Annotated in this window: 23 protein-coding genes; 15 read left to right on the top strand and 8 right to left on the bottom strand. The window is 60.6% G+C overall.

Annotation, left to right across the window (positions count from 1 at the left end; all coding sequences use genetic code 11):
- Positions 1 to 77: 77 nt before the first annotated feature.
- Entirely contained in the window at positions 78 to 896 is an 819-nt protein-coding gene (locus BT199_RS00310) for a posphoenolpyruvate synthetase regulatory kinase/phosphorylase PpsR (RefSeq protein ID WP_003193298.1), read from the top strand.
- A 140-nt stretch (positions 897 to 1,036) separates the two neighbouring features.
- Here BT199_RS00310 and BT199_RS00305 read toward each other — a convergent pair whose 3' ends face one another.
- Positions 1,037 to 2,461: an aminotransferase-like domain-containing protein gene (locus BT199_RS00305; protein WP_014719490.1), complete on the bottom strand. Its 1,425-nt coding sequence runs from the start codon at positions 2,459 to 2,461 to the stop codon at positions 1,037 to 1,039.
- Positions 2,462 to 2,570: 109 nt separating this feature from the next.
- Between BT199_RS00305 and BT199_RS00300 the strand changes: the two genes are divergently transcribed.
- From BT199_RS00300 to BT199_RS00280, 5 genes are read left to right on the top strand one after another with little or no spacing between them, the layout of a single operon-like run.
- Positions 2,571 to 3,515 (top strand): DMT family transporter, encoded by a 945-nt coding sequence (locus BT199_RS00300; protein WP_019820549.1) that lies wholly within the window; start codon positions 2,571 to 2,573, stop codon positions 3,513 to 3,515.
- A gap of 23 nt (positions 3,516 to 3,538) precedes the next feature.
- The gene (moeB, locus tag BT199_RS00295) at positions 3,539 to 5,401 is read left to right on the top strand and encodes a molybdopterin-synthase adenylyltransferase MoeB (protein WP_019820550.1); all 1,863 of its coding nucleotides are present in this window, start codon (positions 3,539 to 3,541) and stop codon (positions 5,399 to 5,401) included.
- A 16-nt stretch (positions 5,402 to 5,417) separates the two neighbouring features.
- Positions 5,418 to 6,332, top strand: a complete 915-nt coding sequence (locus BT199_RS00290; RefSeq protein ID WP_003193306.1) for a PLP-dependent cysteine synthase family protein — start codon at positions 5,418 to 5,420, stop codon at positions 6,330 to 6,332.
- 37 nt (positions 6,333 to 6,369) lie between these two features.
- Positions 6,370 to 7,362, top strand: coding sequence for a serine O-acetyltransferase (locus tag BT199_RS00285; RefSeq protein ID WP_072433653.1), 993 nt, complete (start codon positions 6,370 to 6,372; stop codon positions 7,360 to 7,362).
- Positions 7,363 to 7,364: 2 nt separating this feature from the next.
- On the top strand, positions 7,365 to 8,093 hold the full coding sequence (locus tag BT199_RS00280; RefSeq protein WP_014719495.1) for an alanyl-tRNA editing protein: 729 nt from the start codon (positions 7,365 to 7,367) through the stop codon (positions 8,091 to 8,093).
- 131 nt (positions 8,094 to 8,224) lie between these two features.
- Here the strand turns inward: BT199_RS00280 and prpD are convergent, their stop codons facing one another.
- From prpD to BT199_RS00250, 6 genes are all read right to left on the bottom strand, one after another.
- Entirely contained in the window at positions 8,225 to 9,709 is a 1,485-nt protein-coding gene (gene prpD / locus BT199_RS00275; RefSeq protein ID WP_072433652.1) for a 2-methylcitrate dehydratase, read from the bottom strand.
- A 155-nt stretch (positions 9,710 to 9,864) separates the two neighbouring features.
- Positions 9,865 to 11,055 (bottom strand): 2-methylaconitate cis-trans isomerase PrpF, encoded by a 1,191-nt coding sequence (prpF, locus tag BT199_RS00270; protein ID WP_020302624.1) that lies wholly within the window; start codon positions 11,053 to 11,055, stop codon positions 9,865 to 9,867.
- A gap of 11 nt (positions 11,056 to 11,066) precedes the next feature.
- Positions 11,067 to 13,661 (bottom strand): Fe/S-dependent 2-methylisocitrate dehydratase AcnD, encoded by a 2,595-nt coding sequence (acnD, locus tag BT199_RS00265; RefSeq protein ID WP_019820558.1) that lies wholly within the window; start codon positions 13,659 to 13,661, stop codon positions 11,067 to 11,069.
- 183 nt (positions 13,662 to 13,844) lie between these two features.
- Entirely contained in the window at positions 13,845 to 14,972 is a 1,128-nt protein-coding gene (gene prpC / locus BT199_RS00260) for a bifunctional 2-methylcitrate synthase/citrate synthase (RefSeq protein WP_014719499.1), read from the bottom strand.
- A 42-nt stretch (positions 14,973 to 15,014) separates the two neighbouring features.
- Positions 15,015 to 15,908: a methylisocitrate lyase gene (prpB, locus tag BT199_RS00255; protein ID WP_003193320.1), complete on the bottom strand. Its 894-nt coding sequence runs from the start codon at positions 15,906 to 15,908 to the stop codon at positions 15,015 to 15,017.
- Positions 15,905 to 16,618 (bottom strand): GntR family transcriptional regulator, encoded by a 714-nt coding sequence (locus BT199_RS00250; protein WP_014719500.1) that lies wholly within the window; start codon positions 16,616 to 16,618, stop codon positions 15,905 to 15,907. The genes prpB and BT199_RS00250 overlap by 4 nt, the downstream gene beginning before the upstream one ends.
- A 270-nt stretch (positions 16,619 to 16,888) precedes the next feature.
- On the opposite strand from BT199_RS00250, the gene BT199_RS00245 reads away from it, so the two are divergent.
- From BT199_RS00245 to BT199_RS00220, 6 genes are all read left to right on the top strand, one after another.
- A complete protein-coding gene (locus BT199_RS00245; RefSeq protein ID WP_014719501.1) occupies positions 16,889 to 17,413 on the top strand; it encodes a retropepsin-like aspartic peptidase RloA in 525 nt (174 codons plus the stop codon).
- 18 nt (positions 17,414 to 17,431) lie between these two features.
- The gene (locus BT199_RS00240) at positions 17,432 to 18,964 is read left to right on the top strand and encodes an osmotic stress tolerance membrane protein RloB (RefSeq protein WP_003193324.1); all 1,533 of its coding nucleotides are present in this window, start codon (positions 17,432 to 17,434) and stop codon (positions 18,962 to 18,964) included.
- Entirely contained in the window at positions 18,964 to 19,950 is a 987-nt protein-coding gene (locus BT199_RS00235; RefSeq protein WP_003193326.1) for an alpha-L-glutamate ligase-like protein, read from the top strand. The genes BT199_RS00240 and BT199_RS00235 overlap by 1 nt, the downstream gene beginning before the upstream one ends.
- A gap of 186 nt (positions 19,951 to 20,136) precedes the next feature.
- Positions 20,137 to 21,480: an aminodeoxychorismate synthase component I gene (gene pabB / locus BT199_RS00230; protein ID WP_072433651.1), complete on the top strand. Its 1,344-nt coding sequence runs from the start codon at positions 20,137 to 20,139 to the stop codon at positions 21,478 to 21,480.
- A gap of 225 nt (positions 21,481 to 21,705) precedes the next feature.
- Positions 21,706 to 22,008: a type II toxin-antitoxin system HigB family toxin gene (locus tag BT199_RS00225; protein WP_032903090.1), complete on the top strand. Its 303-nt coding sequence runs from the start codon at positions 21,706 to 21,708 to the stop codon at positions 22,006 to 22,008.
- On the top strand, positions 22,008 to 22,364 hold the full coding sequence (locus BT199_RS00220) for a helix-turn-helix domain-containing protein (RefSeq protein WP_072433650.1): 357 nt from the start codon (positions 22,008 to 22,010) through the stop codon (positions 22,362 to 22,364). The genes BT199_RS00225 and BT199_RS00220 overlap by 1 nt, the downstream gene beginning before the upstream one ends.
- A 127-nt stretch (positions 22,365 to 22,491) precedes the next feature.
- Here BT199_RS00220 and thrH read toward each other — a convergent pair whose 3' ends face one another.
- Positions 22,492 to 23,109 (bottom strand): bifunctional phosphoserine phosphatase/homoserine phosphotransferase ThrH, encoded by a 618-nt coding sequence (gene thrH / locus BT199_RS00215; RefSeq protein ID WP_014719505.1) that lies wholly within the window; start codon positions 23,107 to 23,109, stop codon positions 22,492 to 22,494.
- A 151-nt stretch (positions 23,110 to 23,260) separates the two neighbouring features.
- Here thrH and BT199_RS00210 point away from each other — a divergent pair, with 151 nt between their 5' ends.
- From BT199_RS00210 to BT199_RS00200, 3 genes are all read left to right on the top strand, one after another.
- The gene (locus BT199_RS00210; RefSeq protein ID WP_014719506.1) at positions 23,261 to 23,995 is read left to right on the top strand and encodes a phosphoadenylyl-sulfate reductase; all 735 of its coding nucleotides are present in this window, start codon (positions 23,261 to 23,263) and stop codon (positions 23,993 to 23,995) included.
- Between the two features lie 416 nt (positions 23,996 to 24,411).
- Positions 24,412 to 25,941: an NCS1 family nucleobase:cation symporter-1 gene (locus tag BT199_RS00205; protein WP_019820568.1), complete on the top strand. Its 1,530-nt coding sequence runs from the start codon at positions 24,412 to 24,414 to the stop codon at positions 25,939 to 25,941.
- A gap of 13 nt (positions 25,942 to 25,954) precedes the next feature.
- A complete protein-coding gene (locus tag BT199_RS00200; protein WP_014719508.1) occupies positions 25,955 to 26,683 on the top strand; it encodes an aspartate/glutamate racemase family protein in 729 nt (242 codons plus the stop codon).
- The last annotated feature ends 61 nt before the right edge of the window (positions 26,684 to 26,744 follow it).

Genomic DNA, 26,744 nt, shown 5'->3' with positions numbered 1-26,744 from the left:
ATGCGGCCCACTGCGGGACGGCAAAATCGCGCCTATCATATCCAAGATTCGCCATCAGCTTAAGGCCCAGGGCTCAAATGAAACGATCTGCTTTCTTTATTTCCGACGGCACCGGCATCACAGCCGAAACATTGGGCCAGAGCCTGCTCGCGCAGTTCGAAAACATTACCTTCGCCAAATTCACCCGGCCTTATATAGACAGCGTGGATAAAGCGCGGGCCATGGTACAACAAATCAATCTGGCGGCTGAAAAAGACGGTTTTCGCCCGATCATTTTCGACACCATCGTCAATCAAGACATTCGTGAGATTCTCGCAACGTCGAATGGTTTCATGATCGACATTTTCTCTACCTTCCTGGCGCCGTTGGAACAGGAGCTGAGTGAACACTCCTCCTATTCCGTCGGAAAGTCCCATTCCATCGGGCATAACTCCAACTATATGGAGCGCATCGAGGCGGTGAACTTCGCCCTCGACAACGACGACGGCGCCCGCACCCACTACTACGACAAGGCCGACCTGATCCTGGTGGGCGTGTCGCGTTGCGGCAAGACCCCCACCTGCCTGTACATGGCCATGCAATTCGGTATTCGTGCGGCCAACTATCCGCTGACCGAAGATGACATGGAACACCTGACCCTGCCCGCCGCCTTGCGCGCGCACTCACACAAGCTGTTCGGTCTGACCATCGACCCGGACCGGCTGACCGCCATCCGCAACGAACGCAAGCCCAACAGCCGCTACTCCAGCTATGCCCAGTGCGAATTTGAAGTGCGGGAAGTAGAAAATCTGTTCCGTCGCGAAAATATTGCGCACATCAATTCCACGCATTTTTCGGTGGAAGAGATTTCGGCGAAGATTCTGGTGGAGAAGGGTGTGGAGCGGCGCTTCAAGTGATCTCTGTCGCCTGATCTGATCGTTCCCACGCTCTGCGTGGGAACGCCGCCTGGGACGCTCCGCGTCCCGCAATAGCGACGCGGAGCGTCGCAAGACGCATTCCCACGCAGAGCGTGGGAACGAGCAACGGTAACGCGGATTTACAGATGAAACCGCCCGCCCCCCTGCCCCAGCGCCGTCGCCAGCGCGTCAAACCCCTCGCGCAATAACTGATCATCGCCCGACGTGTTGCAGATACTCGCCCGAATAAACTGCGGCACCGCCGTCTGCCCCACGGCAAAAGCCTCGGCGGTGGCGATCAGGTAATTGTTCTGTTTGAGCTCCGCCTCGATTTCCGAGGCCCGCCAGGGCTCCGGTACTTCGATCCAGAAGTGCGGGCTATTGAGGTGGGTGCGATAGGCCAAGCCGTTCAATAAATCTTCGACTAACGTCTTGCGGCGGCTGATCTCGTTGATCTGCTGACGCAACAAATATTCCGCCGTGCCGTTTTCAATCCACTGGGTCGCCAACTCCAGAGTCACAGGTGTGGCCATCCAGCAGGTCGAACGTAGCGCCGCCGAGATGCGACTGACCAGCGCCGGCGGCGCATGCACGTAGCCCACCCGCAAACCAGCCGACACCGCCTTGCTCAGGCTGCTGATCAAGATCGTACGCTCAGGCGCGAAGTAGCTGAGGGGCGGCGGACGGTCCTCCACCAGCACACCGTGGGCTTCGTCCTCCAGAATCAGCAGGTTATGTTCGCGACACACCCTGGCCAAGGCTTCGCGGCGCGCCACCGACAACACGGCGGTGGTCGGATTCTGGATAGTCGGCGTGCAATACAACGCCGAAATCCGGTGATTGCGACAGACCTCATCCAGCGCCGTAGGCAGCACACCTTCCTCGTCCATCTCCAGGCCGATCAGCCGCACCCCCAGCATACGCGCAGCGGTAATCAGCCCGGGATAAGTCAACTGCTCGGTGACCACCGTATCGCCAGCACGCAGCAGCGCCATCATCGCGCACAGCAAGCCATGCTGACCGCCGTTGACGCAGATGACCTGCTCGGGAATCGGATGAAACTCGCGCTGCACCAGCCACTGCGCGCCCGCTTCACGGTAACGCGGCAGGCCGGCGTCGGGGGTGTAGGCGCTGATGTCCTGGAGGAACTTGGCATTATTCGACAGGGTTTGAAAGCTCTGGGCGAGAAACACCGTCTCTTGCCCGGGAATGTGCATGTTGCGGCTCATGTCGAAGTACTGGCGCGGCTCCTCGCTGAAATTACGAAAGCCCTCATCACGCTGGCGCTCCATCCCACGCTTGCGCACGAAGGTGCCGTCACCCACCCGTGCAACCACCAGGCCCAGGCGCTCCAATTCACCGTAAGCCCGGCTGATGGTGCCGATGGTCACGCCTAAATTGTCGGAAAGCACCCGATGGGGCGGCAGTTTTCGTCCCGGTTCAATCAAGCCTTCGAGGATGCCCCGTTCCATCACATCGGACAGGCGCTTGTACTTCACGCCCTGCCCGTTGGACAAGCCCTCACGCATAATTGACACCATGTCAATATTTGTTTTGACAGCCATCTTTCGCCCTAATAGTGTGCTTTTACGGGTTCAATCGCCGATAAACATAACTCATTACAAGTTCAATATAGAGTTCAATTCCGGCTCAGGGAAGCAATAAACGATGCCAATGTCCGCCGTTCTCGAAAACACTGCAAAAACAAAAACGCAAAAACAGTGGCTCGCCGGGCTGGTGACCAGCGTGATGTTCCTGATCGTGTGCCTGAGTTGGGGCACCACGTGGCTGGGCATCAAGATCGCCGTCGAGAGCGTGCCGCCGCTGACATCCGCCGGCCTGCGCTTTCTCATCGCGTTTCCGCTGTTCCTGTGTTTTGCCATGGTGCGCCGTGAGCCGATCCTGTTTCCCCGGGAAAGCCGCTGGTTCTTCGTGTTTGTGACCCTGTCTTACTTCAGCGTTCCCTACTATTTGCTCAACTACGGCGAAATGCATGTGTCGTCGGGCCTCACCGCCCTGCTGTTCAGTTGCATGCCGGTATTCATCCTGATCTTCTCGGCGCTGTTCCTGCGCGAGCGCATCTATTTTTCCCAGGTGGTCGGCATAGGCATCGGTTTCGGCAGCCTTTACATGATCATCAAGAGCCAGGGCCTGCACCTGGACCACGCCGAGTTCTTCGGGGTACTGGCCATTCTGAGCGCCGCGATCATGCACGCCTTGTGCTATGTCATTACCAAGCAAAAAGGCAGCGCCATCAGCGTCATCACCTACAACACCCTGCCCATCGGCATTGCCGGGCTGATGCTGTTCCTGGCCGGCCTGTGGTTTGAAACACCGACGTTCGACGCCATTACCCTGCGCTCCTGGAGCGCGCTGTTCTACCTGGGGCTGGTGGCCTCGGTGGGCGGGTTCATTGTGTATTTCATGCTGCTCAAGCGCCTGAGCCCGATCATCCTGTCGTTCGTGTTCATCATCTTCCCGGTGTTCGCGGTCATCATCGGTGCCTGGTACGAAGGCGTGGAAATTTCCCGCGACCTGATGCTGTACTCGGCGATCCTGCTGGCCGGCTTTGCGATCACCAAGTTGCCGATTGAAAAACTCATGGCCAAGAAAAAGTGACCCTCAACCAACGCGAGAGAAACATGGACGTCCTCCGCCCCATCGCCCTGGAACAGATCTACGCCCACGCCAGCCGCAGCTACCCCGAGGAGTGCTGTGGTTTCGTCTTCGCCGACGGCAGCGTGTACCTGGGCAGCAATATCCAGAATGAACTGCACCGCAAGAACCCCGAGATGTACCCACGCAGCGCGGCCAATGGCTACACCTTTTCGGTGGCCGACACCCTGCTGATGAACAAGGCGTTTCGCAGTGACAACCCGGTGGTAGTGATTTACCACTCACACCCGGATGTGGGCGCCTATTTCAGTGACGAAGACCAGGACAAGGCACTGTTCCTGGGCGAGCCGATCTTTCCCGTCAGCTACTTGGTGGTGGATGTCCGCCAGGGCCAGGCCCTGGGCTCCAAGCTGTTTGCCTGGGATGGCAAGCATTTCTCCCTTCAACCTTTCAACGACCTGCACACGGAGTTGTCCATGAACGCTGTCTCTTTCCCCGACATTCTGGTTCGCGTGGCCAAGCTGCCGGAATCGACCCTTGAGGGCGCCGGATCGACATTGCGCGAAGTCATTGAAAATCTCTGCACCCATCACCCCCAATTGCGTCAGCACCTGTTCCATGAAAAGAACGACCAGCTCAAGGAACACTTCCTGTTTACCGCCGAGGAGGCGTTGATCGACGCCGATGAACCTCTGCCAGCAAAAGCCCGGATCGAAGTGTTGCTCGCCACTTCAGGTGGCATGGACATCGATGCCCTGAGCAACGAAGAAGTGCAGCGCTATGTGCGCCACATCACCCTGCCAGGCGTCGGCCGCGAAGGCCAATTGAACCTGAAGAAAGCCAAGGTGCTGGTCATCGGTACCGGCGGCCTGGGCTCGCCCATCAGCCTGTACCTGGCGGCGGCCGGCATCGGCACCCTGGGGCTGGTGGACTTTGATGTGGTGGAAAGCAGCAACCTGCAACGCCAGATCGTGCATGGCAACAGCACCCTGGGCATGCCCAAGGTCGAGTCCGCCAAGCAGCGCCTGCTGGACCTCAATCCGCATATCCAGATCAACGCGTACAACACCGCGCTCAACAGCGACAACGCCCTGGCACTGGTGGGCGCCTATGACCTGGTGATCGACGGCACCGACAATTTCGACACCCGCTACCTGGTCAACGACGCCTGTGTGCAGCTGGGTAAACCCTTGGTGTACGGCGCCATCTACCGTTTCGACGGGCAGATCAGCGTGCTCAACTATAAAGGTGGGCCGTGCTATCGCTGCCTGTTCCCCAAGGCCCCACCCGCAGAGCTGGCGCCCAATTGCAGCGCGGGCGGTGTGATCGGCGTGTTGCCGGGCGTGGTCGGTATGATCCAGGCCACCGAGGCGATCAAATTACTGATCGGCATTGGCGAACCCTTGTCCGGCCGCTTGATGCGCTTCGACGCGCTGGCGATGAAGTTCAGCGAGATCCGCTTCAAGCGCCGCGCTGACTGCCCCTGCTGCTCGGACCTGCGCCACAGCGAAACCGTCGCGCCGGCCACCTGCGCCGATGCCTTACCGAGCCAGCCCTCCCTGGCCGCGGAACGCTACATCAAGCCCCAGGTACTCAAGCAAGTGCTCGAACACCCTAGCAGCGCCGATGTATTGCTGGACGTGCGTGACGCCAGCGAACTGGAAGTGTGCAAATTACCGGGCGTGGTGCATATCCCGCTGGCAGAACTGGATGGGCAGCTCGCCAGTCTGAGCCGCGACAACACCCACTACCTGATCTGCTACGCAGGCACCCGCGCCGAGCAAGCCGCCAGCACCCTGTTGGCCGCTGGCTTTGCCAACACCAAAGTCCTGCAGGGCGGCATGAAACATTGGGTTCGCGACGTCGAACCTGACATGCCGCTGTACTGAGAGTGGGGACGTACTGATGCTGCATAACTCCATTCTCGACGTGATCGGCCAGACGCCGATCGTGCGTCTGGCCCAGTTTTCCGAAGACCTCGGCATCGAGGTCTACGCCAAGCTGGAGTCGCTCAACCCCGGTGGCAGCCACAAGGCGCGCATCGCCCTGGGCATGATCCTGGATGCCGAGCGCCGCGGTGTGCTGATCCGTGATTCCGGGCAGACCATCATCGAACCCAGTGGCGGCAACACCGGCATTGGCCTGGTGATGGCCGGCAATGTGCTGGGCTACAAAGTGGTGCTGGTGATCCCTGACAACTACAGCCCGGAAAAACAGAAGCTGCTGCGTCTGTACGGTGCGAGGGTAGTGCTGTCCGACAGTCGCCTGGGCAATAACTCCCACGGCGAAAAGTGCATGGAGCTGCAGTTGGAAAACCCCAACTACGTGATGCTCAACCAGCAACGCAATGGCGCCAACCCCCAAACCCACCGCGACACCACCGCTCCGGAAATCCTTCGCGCCTTCGGTGAACAGCGCGTGGACTACTTCGTCAGCGGCATTGGCACCGGGGGCCATATCACCGGTATCGGCGAAACCCTCAAGGCCGCCTGGCCCGCGCTGCGAGTGATGGGCGTAGAACCGGAAGAATGCGACCTGCTCAAAGACCGGCACGCGGCGCACGGGATCCAGGGCCTGTCGATCGGCCTGATCCCCAGCATCCTCAACCTGGACGTGATCGACGGCATGCTCAAGGTGTCGCACGCCGATTGCCTGGACATGATCAAACGCATCATGCGCACCGATGCCATCAGCCTGGGGCTGTCTTCGGCCGCTAACATGGTCGCCATCGCCCAACTCGCCCCCGAACTGCCGCCTGAAACGGTGGTGTTGACCATGGTCTACGACAATGCCGACAGCTACCTGCCCAGTTTCGAGTAACCGGGTTTTTAACCATCCAACATACGGGGGTGTCTCCATGGGGGGCTTTATCGACATGCAACAGCTGCACGATGAGTTGCTCACCCACCTCATCACCACCCTCACGCCCAGACAGATGAAGCAGCTGGAGCCGCACCTGGCGCCGTTGATTCAGAACGCCGCCCAGGCGGTGGCCGAGGACCTGATTGCCTATGCCTATCGCGACCCCGCGTCCCGTGGGCGCGGTGAGTTGATCCTGGAATCCTACGCCTCGTTCAAGGCCGTGCTGTTCTACCGCCTTGCGCACCTGGTCTGGCATTTCCAGGGCGCAGACAACGGCGATTTTTCGCGCATGGCCCTCAAGCTGAGTAACCAGGGCAAGATCCTCTCCGGTGCCGAGATTCACCCGGCAGCGCGCATCGGCCGCCGCTTTGTGCTGGACCATGGCTACGGCACCGTCATCGGCGAAACCTGCGTGATCGGCAACGACTGCTACATCCTCTGCGGCGTGACCCTGGGTGCGCGCGGTATTGCCAACAACCCGGACGGCAAACGCCACCCGCGCCTGGGCAACAACGTCGAAGTCGGCGCCGGCGCCCGGGTGCTGGGCTATGTTTCGATCGGCGATAACGTGTTTATCAGCCCCTCCTGCGTGATTACCCAAGACGTGCCGGCAGGCACCAAGGTCAAGGTGGTCAACCAGATCCAACTGCAAAAAAACGATGAATCGGACCACAGCAACTACCTCGGCGCCTTTGCCCTGGATGAGCGCTTGCACGTGGTGGGCGAAGTGAGTGTCGGCCACAAGGTCACCGTGCTGGACGCCGACTTTCATCCGCTGCAAGGGCTGATGCTTGAACCCACGGTGAAAGAGCGGCATCACCTGCAGTTTCGTCTGCGTCGCCTCGACACCGGCGAACAACTGCCACGCCTGCCGCTGAACCTGAAGGTATGCGGGCCGGAATTTGAAATCACCCTGCTCTCTCCCCCTGGCTTGAGCGCACTGGTGCGCCACCTCTTGCAAGCCACCCCATTGATCGTCGGAGGTTGAACATGTCCGTGCATACCATGGAAACCCTGGCGCTGTTTGACAGCGCGCCCTACCAGAACGCCTTCAGCGCCCGGGTGATTGCCATCAGCGAACAGGGTATCGCCCTGGAGCACACCCTGTTCTACCCCACCGGCGGCGGGCAACCAGGCGATACCGGTCACCTCACTCTGGCCGATGGCACACGGGTGCAAGTGACCGGCACCGTGCGCGACCCGGTGTTGCGCTCGATCATCTGGCACCAGGTGGACCACTACCCCGAACAGTTGGCCGCTGGCGTCCAGGTCGACGCTGGGCTGGATTGGGAGCGGCGCTACCAGCACATGAAGATGCACACTTGCCTGCACTTGCTGTGTTCGCTCATCGACGCGCCCGTGACCGGTTGCAGCATCAGCGCAGATAAAGGCCGCCTGGATTTCGACCTGCCAGAAATGACCTTGGACAAAGACCGCCTCACCCAAGACCTCAACGCCCTTATCGAACAAGCCCACGCGGTCAAAACTCTGTCGATGCCCGCCACCGAGTACGCGACCCTGCTGCAGATCACCCGCACCCAGGCGGTTGCGCCGCCGGTGGTCTCCGGTTCGGTCCGGGTGATTGAAATCCCCGGCATCGATATCCAGCCCTGCGGCGGCACCCATGTGCTCAATACCGAGGAAATCGGCCGGGTGTTCTGCGAAAAGATCGAGAAAAAGAGCAAGCACAACCGCCGGGTGATACTGCGGTTTGAATAGATTCTGAAGCAGAAACTTCAGTCAACTGTGGGAGCTGGCTTGCCTGCGATAGCTGACATCCAGTCAATTCATGTGGGGCTGACACACCGCTATCGCAGGCAAGCCAGCTCCCACAGCGACCGTGCTGTTTTTCAGATCGTGAACAGGTCCATGAAACGGTTCACAGGTGTCGCCTCAAGCCGCGCCTGGTCCTTGCACAGGGCGACAATCTCAGCGCTGCGTTGCGCGGTGAACCGCGTGGCCAGGTTGGCCTTGAACTTGTCTTCCAGCAGTGGAATGCCGTCCACCCGACGGCGGCGATGGCCAATCGGGTACTCCACCACCACCTGCTCGGTGCAGGTGCCATCCGTGAAAAACACCTGCACCGCGTTGGCAATCGAGCGCTTGTCGGCCTCCAGGTATTCGCGGCTGTAGCGCGGGTCTTCGATGACGACCATCTTGTCGCGCAGCTCATCGATGATCGGGTGGGCCGCGTGGAAATCATCTTCATACTGCTCGGCCACCAGATTGCCGAACGCCAAGGGCACGGCGGTCATGTATTGCAGGCAGTGGTCGCGATCGGCGGCGTTGGCCAATGGGCCGACCTTGGAAATAATGCGAATCGCCGACTCGTGAGTAGTGATCACGATGCGGTCGATTTCATGCAGGCGATGCTTGACCAGCGGGTGCAGGGCGACTGCCGCTTCACAGGCAGTTTGCGCGTGAAACTCGGCCGGGAAGCTGATCTTGAACAGCACGTTCTCCATCACGTAGGTGCCGTAGGGTTGGGGCAGGCTGAACGCGCGCTTATCCTCGGGCTTGAGCGCCAAGTCCTTGTTGGTGTGGCTGAACAGCACGTCGTAGAAGCCCCACTGCGGCGCACTCAATACACCGGGGATGCCCATTTCGCCACGCAAGGCGATGTCTGCCAGGCGTACGCCGCGGCTCGATGCATCGCCTGCGGCCCAGGATTTGCGCGAGCCGGCATTCGGTGCATGGCGATAGGTGCGCAGCGCCTGGCCATCGACAAAAGCGTGTGACAACGCCGATAGCAGTTGCTCGCGGTTGGCGCCCATCAGCTTGGCGGTGACCGCCGTGGTAGCGACTTTCACCAGCAACACATGGTCGAGGCCTACCCGGTTGAAGGAGTTTTCCAAGGCAATCACACCTTGGATTTCGTGGGCCATGATCATCGCTTCCAGCACTGCACGCACGGTCAACGGCGCGTCGCCATTGGCCAGGCGCTTTTGCGACAGGTGATCGGCCACGGCGAGGATGCCGCCCAGGTTGTCCGAAGGGTGGCCCCATTCAGCAGCGAGCCAGGTGTCGTTGTAGTCGAGCCAGCGCACGATGCAACCGATATCCCAGGCGGCCTTGACCGGGTCCAGGCGGAACGAAGTGCCCGGCACCCGTGCGCCAAACGGCACCACGGTACCCTCTACCATCGGCCCCAGGTGCTTGGTGCACTCGGGGAAGCGCAGGGCCAGCAGGCCACAGCCGAGGGTGTCCATCAGGCAGTTGCGGGCGGTATCCAGGGCGTCCTGGGAGTCGATGCGGTAGTTGAGGACGTAGTCGGCGATGTCCTGCAACACCGGGTCGTCGTCGGGACGGTTGTTCTGGTCGACGTTGGCGCTCATGGCGGTTCTCCTAAAAGTTGGTTGTTCCATCCTCAGGGTCAGGGTTTGATCGTTCCCACGCTCCGCGTGGGAATGCATCCCGTGACGCTCTGCGTCACAGCAGGACGCAGAGCGTCCCAGGCGGCGTTCCCACGCGGAGCGTGGGAACGATCAAGCTAGAAAGCGTCGCCGGGGATGCGCACATAGCCTTCCATTAACACCCGTGCGCTGCGGCTCATGATGGCTTTCTTCACCACCCATTCACCGTCCACCTGGCTGGCCTCGGCGCCTACGCGCAAAGTGCCGGACGGGTGCCCGAAGCGCACGGCATTGCGCTCTACGCCGCCCGCCGCCAGGTTGACCAAGGTGCCGGAAATCGCCGCGGCGGTGCCAATCGCTACCGCCGCGGTGCCCATCATCGCGTGGTGAAGTTTGCCCATCGACAAGGCGCGCACCAGCAGGTCCACATCGCCGGCCTTGATCGCCTTGCCGCTGGAGGCCACGTAATCGGCAGGTTTGGCCACGAATGCCACCTTGGGCGTGTGCTGGCGCTGGGCGGCTTCGTCCAGGTGTTTGATCAGGCCCATGCGCAACGCGCCATACGCCCGCACGGTCTCGAACATCGCCAGGGCCTTGGGGTCGCTGTTGATCGCGCCTTGCAGCTCGGTACCGGTGTAGCCCAAGTCCTGGGCGTTGATGAAAATCGTCGGGATACCGGCGTTGATCAACGTGGCCTTGAAGGTACCGACGCCGGGTACCTCCAGGTCGTCGACGAGGTTGCCAGTGGGGAACATCGAGCCACCACCGCCCTCTTCTTCCGCCGCGGGGTCCATGAATTCCAACTGCACTTCGGCAGCCGGGAAGGTCACGCCGTCCAGTTCAAAGTCGCCGGTTTCCTGCACCGCGCCGTCAGTGATTGGCACGTGGGCGATGATGGTCTTGCCGATATTGGCCTGCCACACCCGCACCACGGCCACGCCGTTATGGGGTACGCGGGCCGCATCGACCAGGCCAGCACTGATGGCGAACGAACCCACCGCCGCCGACAGGTTGCCGCAGTTGCCGCTCCAATCGACAAATGGCTTGTCGATGGAGACCTGGCCGAACAGGTAATCCACGTCGTGATCGGCGCGGCTGCTTTTGGCCAGGATCACGGTCTTGCTGGTGCTCGAGGTGGCACCCCCCATGCCGTCGATCTGCTTGTCATAGGGGTCGGGGCTGCCAATCACCCGCAGCAACAAGGCGTCGCGTGCAGGGCCCGGCACCTGCGCCGCGGCGGGCAGGTCCTGGAGGCTGAAGAACACGCCCTTGCTGGTGCCGCCACGCATGTAGGTGGCGGGGATTTTGATTTGCGCTACGTGTGCCATGGTTATCCTCTTCAGGCGGTCGCCTTTGATTCCAGGAAGTCCTGGGCGAAACGTTGCAACACGCCACCGGCTTCGTAGATCGACACTTCTTCGGCGGTGTCCAGGCGGCAGGTCACTGGCACCTCGACACGTTCGCCATTCTTGCGGTTGATCACCAGGGTCAGTTGCGCACGCGGGGTGCGCTCGCCGACCACGTCATAGGTTTCACTGCCGTCGATTTGCAGGGTGTGGCGGTCGGTGCCTGGCAGGAACTCCAGGGGCAACACGCCCATGCCCACCAGGTTGGTGCGGTGGATGCGCTCGAAGCCTTCGGCGGCAATCGCTTCCACACCGGCCAGGCGTACGCCCTTGGCCGCCCAGTCGCGGGACGAACCTTGGCCATAGTCGGCGCCGGCGATGATGATCAGCGGTTGCTTGCGCTCCATGTAAGTCTCGATGGCTTCCCACATCCGCGTGACCTTGCCTTCCGGCTCGATACGCGCAAGAGAGCCCTGCTTGACCTTGCCGTTTTCCTGCACCATTTCGTTGAACAGTTTCGGGTTGGCGAAGGTGGCGCGCTGCGCCGTCAAATGGTCGCCCCTGTGGGTGGCGTAGGAGTTGAAGTCGACCTCGGGCAAGCCCATTTTCGCCAGGTATTCACCGGCGGCGCTGTCCAGCATGATCGCGTTGGACGGCGACAAGTGGTCGGTGGTGATGTTGTCCGGCAGCACCGCCAGCGGGCGCATGCCCTTGAGCGGTCGTGCACCGGCCAGCGCGCCTTCCCAGTACGGCGGGCGGCGGATATAGGTGCTTTGTGGGCGCCAGTCGTACAGCGGCGTGACCTTGGGCCCGGTGTCTTCGTGAATGGCGAACATCGGGATATACACCGCACGGAATTGCTCGGGTTTTACCGAAGCCTTGACCACCGCGTCGATCTCTTCATCGCTCGGCCAGATGTCTTGCAGGCGGATTTCCTTGCCGTCGGCATCCAGGCCGAGCACGTCCTTCTCGATGTCGAAACGGATGGTGCCGGCAATCGCATAGGCCACCACCAGCGGCGGCGACGCCAGGAAGGCTTGCTTGGCGTAAGGGTGAATGCGCCCGTCAAAGTTGCGGTTACCCGACAACACTGCGGTGGCGTACAGGTCGCGGTCGATGATCTCTTGCTGGATCACCGGGTCGAGCGCGCCGGACATGCCGTTGCAGGTGGTGCAGGCAAAGGCCACCACGCCAAAACCGAGTTTTTCCAGCTCATGGCCCAGGCCGGCTTCTTCCAGGTACATGGCCACGGTTTTCGAGCCCGGCGCCAAAGACGACTTGACCCACGGCTTGCGGGTCAGCCCCAGCTTGTTGGCGTTGCGTGCCAACAGGCCGGCGGCGATCACGTTGCGCGGGTTGCTGGTGTTGGTGCAGCTGGTGATGGCGGCGATGATCACCGCGCCGTCGGGCATTTGCCCCGGCACGTCATCCCATTGGCCAGCGATGCCTTTTGACGCCAGGTCGCGGGTGGCCAGGCGGGCATGGGGGTTGCTCGGGCCGGCCATGTTGCGCACGACGCTGGAGAGGTCGAAGCTCAGGCTGCGCTCGTACTGCGCGCCTTTCAGGTCGTCCGCCCACAGGCCGGTGTGACGTGCGTATTGCTCGACCAAGGCGACTTGTTCGTCTTCGCGGCCGGTGAGTTTGAGGTAAGCGATGGTTTGCGCGTCGATGTAGAACATCGCGGCGGTGGCGCCGTACTCCGGGGCCATGTTGGAGATGGTGGCACGGTCACCCAAAGTGAGTGCCGACGCCCCTTCGCCGAAGAACTCCAGCCAGGCGCCGACCACCTTCTGCTGGCGCAGGAATTCGGTGAGCGCCAGCACCATATCGGTGGCGGTGATGCCCGGTTGCAGCTTGCCGGTCAATTCCACGCCCACGCTTTCCGGCAGGCGCATCCACGACGCGCGGCCGAGCATCACGCTCTCGGCTTCCAGGCCACCGACGCCGATGGCGATCACCCCCAGGGCGTCTACGTGAGGCGTATGGCTGTCGGTGCCGACACAGGTATCCGGGAAGGCCACGCCGTCACGCACTTGAATCACCGGGGACATTTTCTCCAGATTGATCTGGTGCATGATGCCGTTGCCCGGCGGGATCACATCAACGTTCTTGAAGGCCTTTTTGGTCCACTCGATAAAGTGGAAGCGGTCTTCGTTGCGACGGTCTTCAATGGCGCGGTTTTTTTCGAAGGCTTGCGGGTCAAAGCCACCGGCCTCGACGGCCAGTGAATGGTCGACGATCAGCTGGGTGGGCACCACCGGGTTGACCTGCGCCGGGTCGCCGCCTTGCTGGGCGATGGCATCGCGCAGGCCGGCGAGGTCGACCAGAGCGGTCTGGCCGAGGATGTCATGGCACACCACGCGGGCGGGGAACCACGGGAAGTCGAGGTCGCGCTTGCGCTCGATCAGTTGGCTCAGGGACGCGTCGAGGGTGGCCGGGTCGCAACGGCGCACCAGGTTCTCGGCGAGCACGCGCGAAGTGTAGGGCAGCGTGGCGTAGGCGCCGGGGGTGATTGCCTCGACAGCCGCACGGGCGTCGAAGAAATCCAGGCGGCTGCCGGGGAGCGGTTTGCGAAATTCAGTGTTCATCGTCAGGACTCGGTCACGGTAAGTTCGAAAGGTGAACTGTCGACACTGGCTTTGTTTCCTGTGGGAGCTGGCTTGCCTGCGATGGCATCACCTCGGTGTACCTGTCACACCACAGTGATGCCATCGCAGGCAAGCCAGCTCCCACACACAAGCACATGAGCCAGCGGGCACAGCCCATCCCATTCAGCGACGTTCGATTGGCACGAACTTGCGCTGCTCAACGCCGGTGTACTCGGCGCTTGGACGGATGATGCGGTTGTTGGCGCGCTGCTCGAACACATGCGCAGCCCAGCCAGTCAGGCGCGAGCATACGAAGATCGGCGTGAACAACTTGGTCGGGATGCCCATGAAGTGGTACGCCGAGGCATGGTAGAAATCGGCGTTGGGAAACAGCTTCTTCTGTTCCCACATGGTCTTGTCGATGGCTTCGGAGACCGGGAACAACACAGTGTCGCCCACTTCGTCAGCGAGTTTTTTCGACCAGCCCTTGATCACTTCATTGCGCGGATCGCTGTCTTTATAGATCGCGTGGCCAAAGCCCATGATCTTGTCTTTGCGCGCCAACATGCCAAGGGTGCCTTCAACCGCTTCCTGGGCCGAGGAGAAACGTTCGATCATTTCCATCGCCGCTTCGTTGGCACCGCCGTGCAGCGGGCCGCGCAGGGAGCCGATGGCAGCGGTGACGCAGGAATACAGGTCGGACAATGTCGATGCACACACCCGTGCGGTGAAGGTCGAAGCGTTGAATTCGTGTTCAGCGTAGAGGATCAGCGACACGTTCATCACTTTGACGTGCAGCTCGCTCGGTTTCTTGCCATGCAGCAGGTGCAGGAAGTGGCCACCGATGCTCGGCTCGTCGGTCACGCAGTCGATGCGCTGGCCGTCGTGGCTGAAGCGATACCAGTAGCACATGATCGCCGGGAACGCGGCGAGCAGGCGGTCGGTGACATCGCGCTGCACGCTGAAATCTTTCTCCGGCTCGATATTGCCCAGGAACGAGCACCCGGTGCGCATCACGTCCATCGGATGGGCGTCGGCGGGGATGCGTTCGAGCACTTCTTTCAGGGCCTGGGGCAGGTCACGCAGTTTGCTCAGCTTGTTGCTGTAAGCGGCCAGTTCGGCCTGGGTTGGCAGTTCACCGTACAGCAGCAGGTAGGCGACTTCTTCAAACTGGGCGTCGGCGGCCAGTTCGCGTACGTCGTAGCCACGGTAGGTCAGGCCGGCGCCGGCCTGGCCCACGGTGGACAGTGCAGTCTGCCCGGCGACCTGGCCACGCAGGCCAGCACCACTCAATACTTTTGCTTCAGCCATGTTCGTTCTCCAATTTTGTAGTTGTTCAGGGAACCACAGGGTTTATTTTTTCGCGGCGAACAGCGCGTCGAGCTTCTGCTCGAAGGTGTGGTAGTCGATGCGATCGTAAAGCTCCATGCGCGTTTGCATGGTGTCGATCACATTCTGCTGGGTACCGTCGCGACGAATCGCGGTGTAGACATTCTCGGCCGCCTTGTTCATGGCACGGAAAGCCGAGAGCGGGTACAGCACAATGGAAACATCCGCAGATTTCAACTGTTCGGTGGTGTACAGCGGTGTGGCGCCGAACTCGGTGATGTTCGCCAGGATCGGCGCCTTCACGCGGGAGGCGAACAGCTTGTACATCTCCAGTTCAGTGATGGCTTCCGGGAACACCATGTCGGCACCGGCCTCGATGCACGCGGCGGCACGCTCCAGCGCGGACTCCAGGCCCTCGACCGCCAGGGCGTCGGTGCGCGCCATGATCACGAAGCTGTCATCGGTGCGCGCATCCACGGCGGCCTTGATGCGGTCGACCATTTCCTGCTGGGACACGATTTCTTTGTTGGGGCGATGACCGCAGCGCTTGGCGCCCACCTGGTCTTCGATATGGATGGCGGCGGCGCCGAACTTGATCATCGACTTGACGGTACGTGCCACGTTGAACGCCGAGGAGCCGAAACCGGTGTCCACGTCCACCAGCAGCGGCAGGTCGCACACGTCGGTAATGCGGCGCACGTCGGTGAGCACGTCATCCAGGCCGGTGATGCCCAAGTCCGGCACGCCCAGGGAGCCGGCGGCTACACCGCCACCTGACAGGTAAATCGCCTTGAAGCCGGCGCGCTTGGCCAAGAGCGCATGGTTGGCATTGATGGCGCCCACCACTTGCAAGGGCTGTTCGCTGGCGACGGCGTCACGGAAACGCTGGCCGGGAGTGCTGTTGTTGTTGGAACTCATGACTCACCTCGTGATGAAGGCGCACCGTCCGGGAAGTGACGGGCAATGTTGCGTTTGGAGGCGCCGATATGCCGGCGCATCAACAGTTCGGCCAGTTCACCGTCGCGATCGGCAATCGCGTCGAGAATGCGGTGATGCTCGGCAAAGGCCTGGCGTGGACGATTGGGGGTGGCGGAGAACTGGATGCGGTACATGCGCACCAGTTGATACAGCTCGCCGCAGAGCATTTGGGTGAGGGTGCGGTTACCGGCACCTTGAATGATGCGGTAGTGAAAATCGAAGTCGCCTTCCTGCTGGTAATAGCCGACACCGGCCTGGAACGCCGCATCCCGTTCGTGGGTGTGCAACACCTGGCGCAGCTCCTCGATCTCTGCGTCAGTCATACGCTCGGCGGCCAGGCGACAGGCCATGCCCTCTAAGGACTCGCGAATCTCATACAGTTCGACCAGCTCGGCGTGACTCAAAGACACCACGCGTGCGCCGACATGAGGCACCCGCACCAGCAGGCGCTGGCCTTCCAGGCGATGGATCGCTTCGCGCAGCGGGCCGCGACTGATGCCGTAGGTGCGCGCCAGCTCCGGCTCGGAAATCTTGCTGCCGGGGGCGATTTCGCCTTTGACGATGGCGGCCTGGATACGCCGGAAGACGTTCTCTGACATGGTCTGGGAATCGTCTGGTGCCACCGATGGTTTTTCCAGTTGCTCCAGCATATTGTCGACACCTTTAAAATCAATGCCGCAAAAACTAGCCAATAAGCCTCTCACAGTCAAAGAATAAATACATATTGTCGACAATCGTCTAATAACCCCCTCATTCGCTTGCCAAGGCATGGCCGCCTGCCAGCGCTGGCGCCAAAAAAGCATCATGTTAGAATGCCCGCCGCTTTTGCCTGACATCAAATGATGAAAGGGCGCACCCGAGATTGCGCAGCAATGCCAGTCCCCATGAAATGAACAGTGCACTGCCCTGCCTCAGGATTTATGAGACTCAAGCCTTACCTACTAGTGATGTGCCTGCTGTGCATACCGAGCCTTGGCGCTGGCGCCGAGAAGACCGTGTACGGCCTGAATGAATACGCCAAGCTTGCGGGTATCGACCTGGAAGTGGCGGCCAAACTCGACACCGGCGCCAAGACCGCCTCGTTGAGTGCCCGCGATATCAAGCGCTTCAAGCGCAATGGCGAATCCTGGGTACGCTTCTACCTGGCCATCGACACCGCCCATTCCCACCCCATCGAACTGCCCCTGGCGCGTGTCAGCAAGATCAAGCGCCGCGCCGGCGACTACGACCCCGATGAGGACAAGAACTACACCGCCCGCCCAGTGATTGCGCTGGATATCTGCATGGGCAGTGCTTTACGCAGTATCGAAGTGAACTTGACTGACCGCAGCGCATTCCAATACCCGCTGCTGATTGGCTCCGAAGCCTTGAAACGCTTTGATGCGCTGGTCGACCCCAGTCTTAAATATGCAGCAGGCAAACCCGCCTGCGCCGCCGACGCTTAATACCGCCGAGTAAACCGAATGCGCTCTTTGACCCTGCACCTGAAAATCCTGATCACCTTGCTGGTGGTGCTGGGCATTTCGGTCACCGCCTATCAGATCTTCGTGCTGGGAATTCCCGTCACCGAAGATGCCACCGACGACTTGTGGAACATCGACGCCAAGGTCGAGTTCGTCGCCAACCCGAAAGACCCGGTCAAGATCCAGATGTTCGTGCCGCCCTTGAGCCGCGACTTCGTCAGCCTCAATGAGAGCTTTATCTCGAACAACTACGGGGTGAGCGTCAACCGCATCGACGGCAACCGCAAGGTCACCTGGTCGGCGCGTCGGGCCAAGGGCAACCAGACCCTCTATTACCGCCTGGTGCTGACCAAGCGCTACAGCGGCGAAAAGGTCAAGATCAAAGGCCCGACCTTCCGCGACAGCATCGCCGTGGAAGGCCCCGAGAAGATCGCCGCCGAAGCCTTGCTGGCCCCGATCCGCCAGCACTCGGCCGACGTCGAAACCTTTATCAGTGAAGCCATCAAGCGCACCAACAACCTCAACGACGACAATGTGAAGTTGCTGCTGGCCGGCGACCCCTCGACGCCGCACAAAGCCAAGATCGTCGAACTGCTGCTGTCCATCGCCCACGTGCCGGTAGAGAAAGTCCACACCATCCGCCTGGTGGCCGACCAGCCGCAAACCCCGGAACTGTGGCTGCGCAGTTTCAACGGCAACGACTGGCTGTACTTCAACCCGGAAACTGGCGAACAGGGCCTGCCCGCCGACCGCCTGCTATGGTGGACCGGCGATGAAAACCTGATCACCGTCGATGGCGGCAAGAAAGCCATGGTGACCTTCAGCCTGAACAACAGCGAGATGAATGCCATCCGCCTGGCCAAGCTGACGGACGAAAACACCGACGCCAACTTCCTCGAATACTCACTGTACGGCCTGCCGCTGCAAACCCAGCAGACCTTCATGATCATGGTGATGATCCCGATTGGCGTGCTGGTGATTCTGATCCTGCGCAACCTGATCGGCCTGCAAACCCTGGGTACCTTCACACCGGTGCTGATCGCCCTGGCGTTCCGCGAGACGCAACTGGGCTTCGGGATTGTGCTGTTCACAATTATCACAGCACTGGGGTTATCACTCAGGTCCTACCTGGAACACTTGAAACTGCAGATGTTGCCGAGGCTGTCGGTGGTGCTGACCTTTGTGGTGGTGCTGATTGCCGCCATCAGCCTGTTCAGCCACAAGCTGGGGCTGGAACGCGGCTTGTCGGTGGCGCTGTTCCCGATGGTGATCCTGACCATGACCATCGAACGCCTGTCGATTACCTGGGAGGAGCGTGGCGCCAACCATGCGCTGAAAGTGGCGATTGGCACGCTGTTCGCTGCGTCTCTGGCGCACCTGATCATGAGCGTGCCGGAGTTGGTCTACTTCGTGTTCACCTTCCCGGCGATCCTGTTGATCCTGGTGGGCTTCATGCTGGCCATGGGTCGCTACCGCGGCTATCGCCTCACCGAACTGGTGCGTTTCAAGGCGTTCCTGAAGGCTGACTCTTGATGTTCGGCTTCTGGAAGACCTGGAAGGCCCTGGAAGCGCGGGGGATCATGGGCATTAATCGGCGTAATGCCGACTACGTGCTCAAGTACAACAAGCGCAGCCTGTACCCGATAGTGGATGACAAGATCATTACCAAGGAACGGGCGCTGGCCGCCGGTATCCATGTACCGGAAATGTACGGGGTAATCTCCACCGAAAAGGAAATCGACAAGCTCGACGAGATCATCGGTGGGCGCAGCGACTTCGTGATCAAGCCCGCCCAGGGCGCCGGTGGCGACGGCATCCTGGTGGTTGCAGACCGTTTTGAAGGGCGCTATCGCACGGTGTCCGGCAAGATCATCAGCCATGAAGAGATCGAGCACCAGATTTCCAGCATCCTCACCGGCCTGTACTCCCTCGGCGGCCACCGCGACCGCGCGTTGATCGAGTACCGCGTGGTGCCCGACCAGATCTTCAAGAGCATCAGCTATGAAGGCGTGCCGGACATCCGCATCATCGTGCTGATGGGTTACCCGGTGATGGCGATGCTGCGCTTGCCCACCCGCCAGTCCGGCGGCAAGGCCAACCTGCACCAGGGCGCGATCGGCGTGGGTGTAGACCTGGCCACCGGCCTGACCCTGCGCGGCACCTGGCTGAACAACATCATCACCAAGCACCCCGACACCACCAACGCGGTGGATGGCGTGCAACTGCCCAACTGGGACGGTTTCATGAAACTCGCAGCCGGCTGCTATGAGCTGTGCGGGCTGGGTTATATCGGCGTGGACATGGTGCTGGATCAGGAAAAAGGCCCGCTGATCCTTGAGCTGAACGCACGGCCAGGGCTGAACATCCAGATTGCCAACGACTGCGGCTTGACCTTGCGCACCCATGCGGTGGAGGCGCGGCTGGAAGAACTCAAGGCGGCCGGGGTGACAGAAACCCCAGAAGAACGGGTGAAGTTCGTGCAGGAGATGTTCGGGCATATTCCGCCGGTTGAAGGTTAAGCAGCGCATCGCAGGCAAGCCCGGGCTCGCTAGGTGGGAGCTGGCTTGCCTGCGATAGCTTTCTGACAAGCCATCCATCCCCCAGGCTATGCCCTCTATCGAGCTATCACCGACATCCCCCCTAGGAGCAAGTCCTACAGAGGACTACAATCCCCTCCCCCACGCCACTGGCTGATTCACCCTCGCATGTCGACCTGTTCCGTTTACCCCTTACCCTACCGGGCCAACCCCGCCGAGTACTTTGCGGCTATTCGCCATGCGCCTGGCGCGGTGCTGCTCGACAGCGGCCGCCCGGCTGCCGAGCGGGGGCGCTATGACCTGCTCAGCGCCTGGCCTGAAGCAACCTTGACGGTTGGGCCGGATGAAAGCGGCGGCGATTTCCTGCAACGCTTGCGAGAGAACCTGGCGCAGTTGGGTGAGGCCGCCCTGCCTGCTGGGGTTGAATTGCCCTTTGCCGGCGGTTTGATCGGTTACTTGAGCTATGACTTCGGCCGGCACCTGGAACAGGTTGCACGCCTGGCCGTGGACGACCTGCACCTGCCGGATGCGCGCCTGGGGTTGTATGCCTGGGCGCTGGTCAGCGATCACCAGGCGCGCACCAGCCAGCTGGTGTTTCACCCGGTGCTGGCCGATAGCGAGCGGCAACGGCTGATCGCTCTGTTCAGTCATGCAACGGGCAGCGCGCCCACCGCCTTCAAGCTTCAGGGCCCCATGGCGCCGGACCTCAGCCTGGAGGCATATCAGCAGGCCATCCTGCGTATTCAGGATTACATTCAGGCCGGCGACTGCTACCAGGTCAACTTTACCCAACGCTTTCGCGCACCTTGTAGCGGCGACCCGTGGGCGGCCTACTGCGCCCTGCGCGAGGCCTGCCCGACACCGTTTTCCGGGTTCCAGAGCCTGCCGGATGACGGCGCGGTGCTGAGCCTGTCGCCGGAACGATTTGTGCGCATCAGCGAACGCCAGGTCGAGACTCGCCCGATCAAGGGCACCCGCCCTCGCGGCCTGACGCCAGAAGAGGATGCCGCCAACGCCGCCGAACTGCTGGCCAGCCCCAAGGACCGCGCAGAAAACCTGATGATCGTCGACCTGCTGCGCAACGACCTTGGCCGCAGCTGCCGCATCGGCTCGGTGAACGTGCCGGAATTGTTCAGCCTGGAAAGCTACCCCAACGTGCACCACCTGGTGAGCAGCGTCACTGGCATATTGGCCGACGACAAAGACGCCCTCGACCTGATGGCCGGCAGCTTCCCTGGCGGCTCCATCACCGGCGCGCCGAAGATTCGCGCCATGCAGATCATCGACGAGCTTGAACCCACCCGCCGCGGGTTGTATTGCGGCTCGCTGGTGTACCTGGACGTGCGCGGCGAGATGGACAGTTCCATCGCGATTCGCAGCTTGCTGGTCAAGGATGGGCAGGTGTGTTGCTGGGGTGGCGGCGGGATTGTGGCGGATTCGCAGTGGCAGGCGGAGTATCAGGAGTCTCTGACGAAGGTGCGGGTGTTGTTACAAACGTTGGAAAACCTGTAGGGCACAGCCCCTGCCTAGCGTTCAAGTAGAACGCCATGCGATAGAAAAAGCCTGAATCAGAACCGCTGTGGACGGAATAGACGCTTGCAGATAGCGTCCGGATCGACCGTCCACCGCCACCTGTGAAGGATCACATGAAGCGACTACCTCCTCGTCTGGAAATATTTCCGAGATTGCCTATCCACGCAATCGCACCTATTATCTCCCAAAACGGGAGGTTGAGCGATGCGGATAATCGCTCTCTCTACCCTACGAATATTCTGGGAAAGCCATTCAGCTTATAGCGACGCCAGAACACCGCTGGTCGAGTGGTATCGGCACATGGAAAAGGCCAATTATCCAACACCGCAAGCACTCAAGGCCGAGCTCAGAACAGCGAGCATTCTTAAGGGCGGCAGGGTCGTGTTCAACGTCGGCGGCAACAAGTATCGAGTGATCATGGCCATCGACTACCAGCGACAACTAGGGTTTATACGGTTCGTGGGGACCCACGCTCAGTACGACCAGATCAACGCGGAGACTGCGTGATGAACATCAAACCTATTCACTCCCAGGAAGACCTGACTGCGGCACTCGTACGAGTCGAGCAGATATGGGGAGCACTACCCGGCTCGCCTGAAGGTGATGAGCTGGAAATCCTGGCAATCCTCATCGAGAAGTACGAAGCCGAGCATTACCCCACGCCCCCTTCGGATCCGGTAGAGGCTATCAAGTTTCGCATGGAGCAATTGGGCATGACCGCCCGCGATCTGGAGCCGTTTATCGGCACCAGTGGGCGGGTGTCAGAGGTGCTGAACCACAAGCGCAAGCTGAGCCTGGCGATGATCAAACGCCTGCATGAAGGCTTGCGTATTCCTTATGAGCGCTTGCTGGCCGAGGGTTAGGCGGTGACGGAGCCGATGCCATCGCGGGCAACCCCGGCTCCCTCAGTTGACCGCGTCGTTTGACGTTACAGGGTCGAAGGTGGGAGCTGGCTTGCCTGCGATGGGGCAATCAGCCGCGCCGCATAACTTACAGGCTCAACTGCCGATTCGACGCCTTGATAAACTCTTTTTTCAAGTCTTCAAACGTATGCACCGCCGGGAACTGCGGGAATTCGCGAATCACATTGTCCGGCGCATGGAACAGAATCCCACGGTCAGCTTCACCCAGCATGCTGGTGTCATTGTAGGAATCACCGGCAGCGATCACGCGGTAGTAGAGGGTCTTGAATGCCAGCACTGATTGGCGCTTGGGGTCTTTCTGGCGCAGTTGGTAGCTGACTACCCGGTCGTTTTCATCGGTGATCAAGCGGTGGCAAAGCAAGGTCGGGAACCCCAGCTGACGCATCAGCGGCTGGGAGAATTCGTAGAAGGTGTCGGACAGGATCACCACCTGAAAGCGCTCGCGCAGCCAGTTGACGAACTCGATCGCGCCGTCCAGCGGCTTGAGTGTGGCGATCACGGCCTGGATATCGGCCAACTTGAGCCCATGCTCGTCGAGGATACGCAGGCGCTGTTGCATCAGCACGTCGTAGTCGGGGATGTCACGGGTGGTGGCCCGCAGGGACTCAATGCCGGTTTTCTCGGCAAAGGCGATCCAGATTTCCGGAACCAGTACCCCTTCCAGGTCAAGGCAGGCAATTTCCACACGACACTCCTATTAGATGTTGTTAGTTGAGCGAGCAAAAGGACTGCCGAACTCTAGCGACTCAAGCCAGCCGCCGCAACGCGGGACAGTTTTTGATACCATCGCCCTCCTAGAGAGCGCTCAGCGCCACTGACCTGTAGGAACCGTCCTGATGAACCAAGCCTTCGACGTCGTTGAACTCGCCACGACTTATGCCAACAAGTCTGCCCAGGACATTCTCAAGCTGGCGTTCAGCCAGTTCGGCGATGACCTGTGGATTTCCTTCAGCGGTGCCGAGGATGTGGTGCTGGTGGACATGGCCTGGAAGCTGAACAAGAACGTCAAGGTGTTCAGCCTCGACACCGGCCGCCTGCATCCGGAGACCTACCGGTTTATCGAGCAGGTGCGTGAGTTCTACAAGATCGACATCGAGCTGATCTCGCCAGACCCGAGCAAGCTGGAGCCCTTCGTCAAAGAGAAAGGCCTGTTCAGCTTCTATAAGGACGGCCATGGCGAATGCTGCGGCATCCGCAAGATCGAACCGCTGCGCCGCAAACTCGCAGGTGTCAGCGCCTGGGCCACCGGCCAGCGCCGCGACCAGAGCCCCGGCACTCGCAGCCAGGTGGCGGCGCTGGAAATCGACACGGCGTTCTCCACGCCGGAACGCACCCTGTACAAGTTCAACCCGCTGGCGCAGATGACCAGCGAAGAGGTGTGGGGCTACATCCGCATGCTGGAGCTGCCGTACAACAGCCTGCATGAGCGCGGCTTCATCAGCATCGGCTGCGAGCCCTGCACCCGGCCGGTACTGCCCCGCCAGCATGAGCGCGAAGGCCGCTGGTGGTGGGAAGAAGCCACGCAGAAGGAATGCGGGCTGCATGCGGGGAATATCATCAGCAAGGCTTGAGCCTCTCATGCCACCGCCTCTGTAGGAGCGAACTTGCTCGCTCCTACAGAAAGCGAGATTTCCTTTCGGCCGGGTAAATCTTGTACACAACCTTGTAACCATAAGTGCCATTTTTGTGTGCAACTTAATATACAACGCACCAAAACGTAACATCTCTCTGCGCCAATGGCGCCGTCTATAAATAGCCCTCCAATTAACAAAAAAAAAATACCTGTTCAAACGGTCAACTTATAGTGTCCGTAATTCAGTGAGTTATTCTCAACCTATATAAAAACGAAATTAGCCAAGACTTTCATATATCGAGAATTGGCACGCATATGGCTTAGGCAGAAGTACACTTTGTATACAATCAATACAAAACCTACATACACTTTGCCATCCGCCGCTTTGCTGCAGATGCGCTGGAGCCTGCCGGAATGCGTACAAGTCTCTCGAACACCCTCGCACTGGATCTGCCCTCCTCCCCGTTAAACCCTGCGGCCGCCGGCCCCGGTCCGCTGGTACTCAGCCCGCGCCTGCACAACAAGGACCTAGCGCCCACCAAGGTCGAAGGCCGACGCTGGGGGCGCTATAGCATCTTCGCGTTGTGGACCAATGACGTGCACAACATCGCCAACTACTCATTCGCCATCGGCTTATATGCATTAGGCCTGGGCGGCTGGCAAATATTGCTGTCCCTGGGGATCGGCGCGGCGCTGGTGTACTTCTTTATGAACTTGTCGGGCTACATGGGGCAGAAGACCGGTGTGCCGTTTCCGGTTATCAGCCGTATCAGCTTCGGCATTCATGGGGCGCAGATTCCGGCGTTGATTCGGGCGGTAATTGCGATTGCCTGGTTTGGGATCCAGACCTACCTGGCCTCGGTAGTTTTCCGCGTGCTGCTGACCGCCATTCATCCAGGCTTTGCCGATTATGACCACGACTCGATTCTGGGGCTGTCGACCCTGGGTTGGGCGTGCTTTGTGGCGATCTGGCTGGTGCAGTTGGTGATTCTCGCCTATGGCATGGAAATGGTACGTCGCTATGAAGGCTTCGCCGGGCCGGTGATTCTGCTGACCGTGGCCGCACTGGCCGGCTGGATGTACTTCCAGGCGAACGGGCAAATTGCCTGGTCGATCCGCGAGCCCCTGAGTGGCGGCGAGATGTGGCGCAATATCTTTGCCGGCGGCGCGCTGTGGCTGGCCATCTACGGCACCTTGATCCTCAACTTCTGCGACTTCGCCCGTTCCTCACCCTGCCGCAGGACTATCCAGGTCGGCAACTTCTGGGGCCTGCCGGTGAATATCCTGGTGTTCGCCGCCATCACCGTGCTGCTGTGCGGCGGGCAGTTCCAGCTCAATGGCCGCGTGATCGAAAGCCCGACCGAAATCATCGCGGCGATCCCCAACACCTTCTTTCTCGTGCTCGGCTGCCTGGCCTTCCTGATCGTCACCGTGGCGGTGAACATCATGGCCAACTTCGTCGCCCCGGCCTTTGTATTAAGCAACCTGGCGCCCAAGTACCTGAACTTTCGCCGCGCCGGACTGATCAGCGCCTTCGTTGCCGTGCTGATCCTGCCGTGGAACCTCTATAACAGCCCACTGGTGATCGTGTATTTTCTCTCTGGCCTCGGCGCGCTGCTGGGGCCGTTGTACGGGGTGATCATGGTCGATTACTGGCTGATCCGTAAAAGCCAGGTGGATGTGCCGCAGCTGTACAGCGAAGACCCCCAAGGCATTTATTACTACAGCCGGGGGGTGAATATGCGTGCGGTGGCGGCGTTCATTCCGGCGGCGGTGATCGCCATCCTGCTGGCGCTGTTGCCGGGGTTTGCCAGCGTCTCGCCGTTTTCCTGGTTGTTTGGCGCCGGCATTGCAGGGTTGCTGTACCTGCTGATTGCCAAGCGTCAACCGCACTACGCCGATGTCAGCGGCGAAAGCATTGCCGTCGATAACGTCAGTCATTAAACAAGGACTTTCCATGCGTATCCTCGTGGTCAACGTCAACACCACCGAATCCATTACCGACACCATTGCCCAGCAAGCACGGGCCGTGGCTTCACCGGGCACCGAGATTGTCGGGCTCACCCCGTACTTCGGCGCAGAATCGGTGGAAGGCAATTTTGAAAGCTATCTGGCAGCCATCGCCGTGATGGATCGGGTAATGGCCTACGACCAGCCCTTTGATGCGGTGATCCAGGCCGGCTATGGCGAACATGGCCGTGAAGGCCTGCAGGAACTGCTCAATGTACCCGTGGTGGATATCACCGAAGCGGCGGCCAGCACCGCGATGTTCCTGGGGCACGCCTACTCGGTGGTGACCACCCTGGACCGCACTGTGCCGCTGATTGAAGACCGGCTGAAACTCGCCGGCCTCTACCAGCGTTGTGCTTCGGTGCGCGCCAGCGGCATGGCGGTGCTGGAACTGGAAGAAGACCCGCTGGGCGCCATGGAGGCCATCGTGCGCCAGGCCGAACTGGCCATCCGCGACGACAAGGCCGAGGTGATCTGCCTGGGCTGCGGCGGCATGGCAGGGCTGGATGAGCAGATCCGTCAGCGCACCGGGGTTCCGGTGGTGGACGGGGTAACGGCGGCGGTGATGGTGGCCGAGTCGTTGGTGCGGTTGGGGTTGTCGACCTCGAAGATCAGGACGTATGCGGCGCCGCGGCCGAAGAAAGTCATTGGTTGGCCGGGCAAGTTCGGGCGGTAGACCGATGCGCCTGCATCGCGGGCAAGCCCGGCTCCCACAGTGATCGCAATCCAATGTGGGA

The sequence above is a fragment of the Pseudomonas sp. NFR02 genome (assembly GCF_900119375.1).
Taxonomy (GTDB): domain Bacteria; phylum Pseudomonadota; class Gammaproteobacteria; order Pseudomonadales; family Pseudomonadaceae; genus Aquipseudomonas; species Aquipseudomonas paracarnis.
Note: the sequence above shows the minus strand (reverse complement) of the source record. Positions and strands in the feature narration are given on the sequence as shown.

Excerpts from the sequence above, each read along its gene's own strand:
- BT199_RS00310 (WP_003193298.1), top strand. The coding sequence starts at position 78 with ATGAAACGATCTGCTTTCTTTATTTCCGACGGCACCGGCATCACAGCC.
- BT199_RS00305 (WP_014719490.1), bottom strand. The coding sequence starts at position 2,461 with ATGGCTGTCAAAACAAATATTGACATGGTGTCAATTATGCGTGAGGGC.
- BT199_RS00300 (WP_019820549.1), top strand. The coding sequence starts at position 2,571 with ATGTCCGCCGTTCTCGAAAACACTGCAAAAACAAAAACGCAAAAACAG.
- moeB (WP_019820550.1), top strand. The coding sequence starts at position 3,539 with ATGGACGTCCTCCGCCCCATCGCCCTGGAACAGATCTACGCCCACGCC.
- BT199_RS00290 (WP_003193306.1), top strand. The coding sequence starts at position 5,418 with ATGCTGCATAACTCCATTCTCGACGTGATCGGCCAGACGCCGATCGTG.
- BT199_RS00285 (WP_072433653.1), top strand. The coding sequence starts at position 6,370 with ATGGGGGGCTTTATCGACATGCAACAGCTGCACGATGAGTTGCTCACC.
- BT199_RS00280 (WP_014719495.1), top strand. The coding sequence starts at position 7,365 with ATGTCCGTGCATACCATGGAAACCCTGGCGCTGTTTGACAGCGCGCCC.
- prpD (WP_072433652.1), bottom strand. The coding sequence starts at position 9,709 with ATGAGCGCCAACGTCGACCAGAACAACCGTCCCGACGACGACCCGGTG.
- prpF (WP_020302624.1), bottom strand. The coding sequence starts at position 11,055 with ATGGCACACGTAGCGCAAATCAAAATCCCCGCCACCTACATGCGTGGC.
- acnD (WP_019820558.1), bottom strand. The coding sequence starts at position 13,661 with ATGAACACTGAATTTCGCAAACCGCTCCCCGGCAGCCGCCTGGATTTC.
- prpC (WP_014719499.1), bottom strand. The coding sequence starts at position 14,972 with ATGGCTGAAGCAAAAGTATTGAGTGGTGCTGGCCTGCGTGGCCAGGTC.
- prpB (WP_003193320.1), bottom strand. The coding sequence starts at position 15,908 with ATGAGTTCCAACAACAACAGCACTCCCGGCCAGCGTTTCCGTGACGCC.
- BT199_RS00250 (WP_014719500.1), bottom strand. The coding sequence starts at position 16,618 with ATGCTGGAGCAACTGGAAAAACCATCGGTGGCACCAGACGATTCCCAG.
- BT199_RS00245 (WP_014719501.1), top strand. The coding sequence starts at position 16,889 with ATGAGACTCAAGCCTTACCTACTAGTGATGTGCCTGCTGTGCATACCG.
- BT199_RS00240 (WP_003193324.1), top strand. The coding sequence starts at position 17,432 with ATGCGCTCTTTGACCCTGCACCTGAAAATCCTGATCACCTTGCTGGTG.
- BT199_RS00235 (WP_003193326.1), top strand. The coding sequence starts at position 18,964 with ATGTTCGGCTTCTGGAAGACCTGGAAGGCCCTGGAAGCGCGGGGGATC.
- pabB (WP_072433651.1), top strand. The coding sequence starts at position 20,137 with ATGTCGACCTGTTCCGTTTACCCCTTACCCTACCGGGCCAACCCCGCC.
- BT199_RS00225 (WP_032903090.1), top strand. The coding sequence starts at position 21,706 with ATGCGGATAATCGCTCTCTCTACCCTACGAATATTCTGGGAAAGCCAT.
- BT199_RS00220 (WP_072433650.1), top strand. The coding sequence starts at position 22,008 with ATGAACATCAAACCTATTCACTCCCAGGAAGACCTGACTGCGGCACTC.
- BT199_RS00210 (WP_014719506.1), top strand. The coding sequence starts at position 23,261 with ATGAACCAAGCCTTCGACGTCGTTGAACTCGCCACGACTTATGCCAAC.
- BT199_RS00205 (WP_019820568.1), top strand. The coding sequence starts at position 24,412 with ATGCGTACAAGTCTCTCGAACACCCTCGCACTGGATCTGCCCTCCTCC.
- BT199_RS00200 (WP_014719508.1), top strand. The coding sequence starts at position 25,955 with ATGCGTATCCTCGTGGTCAACGTCAACACCACCGAATCCATTACCGAC.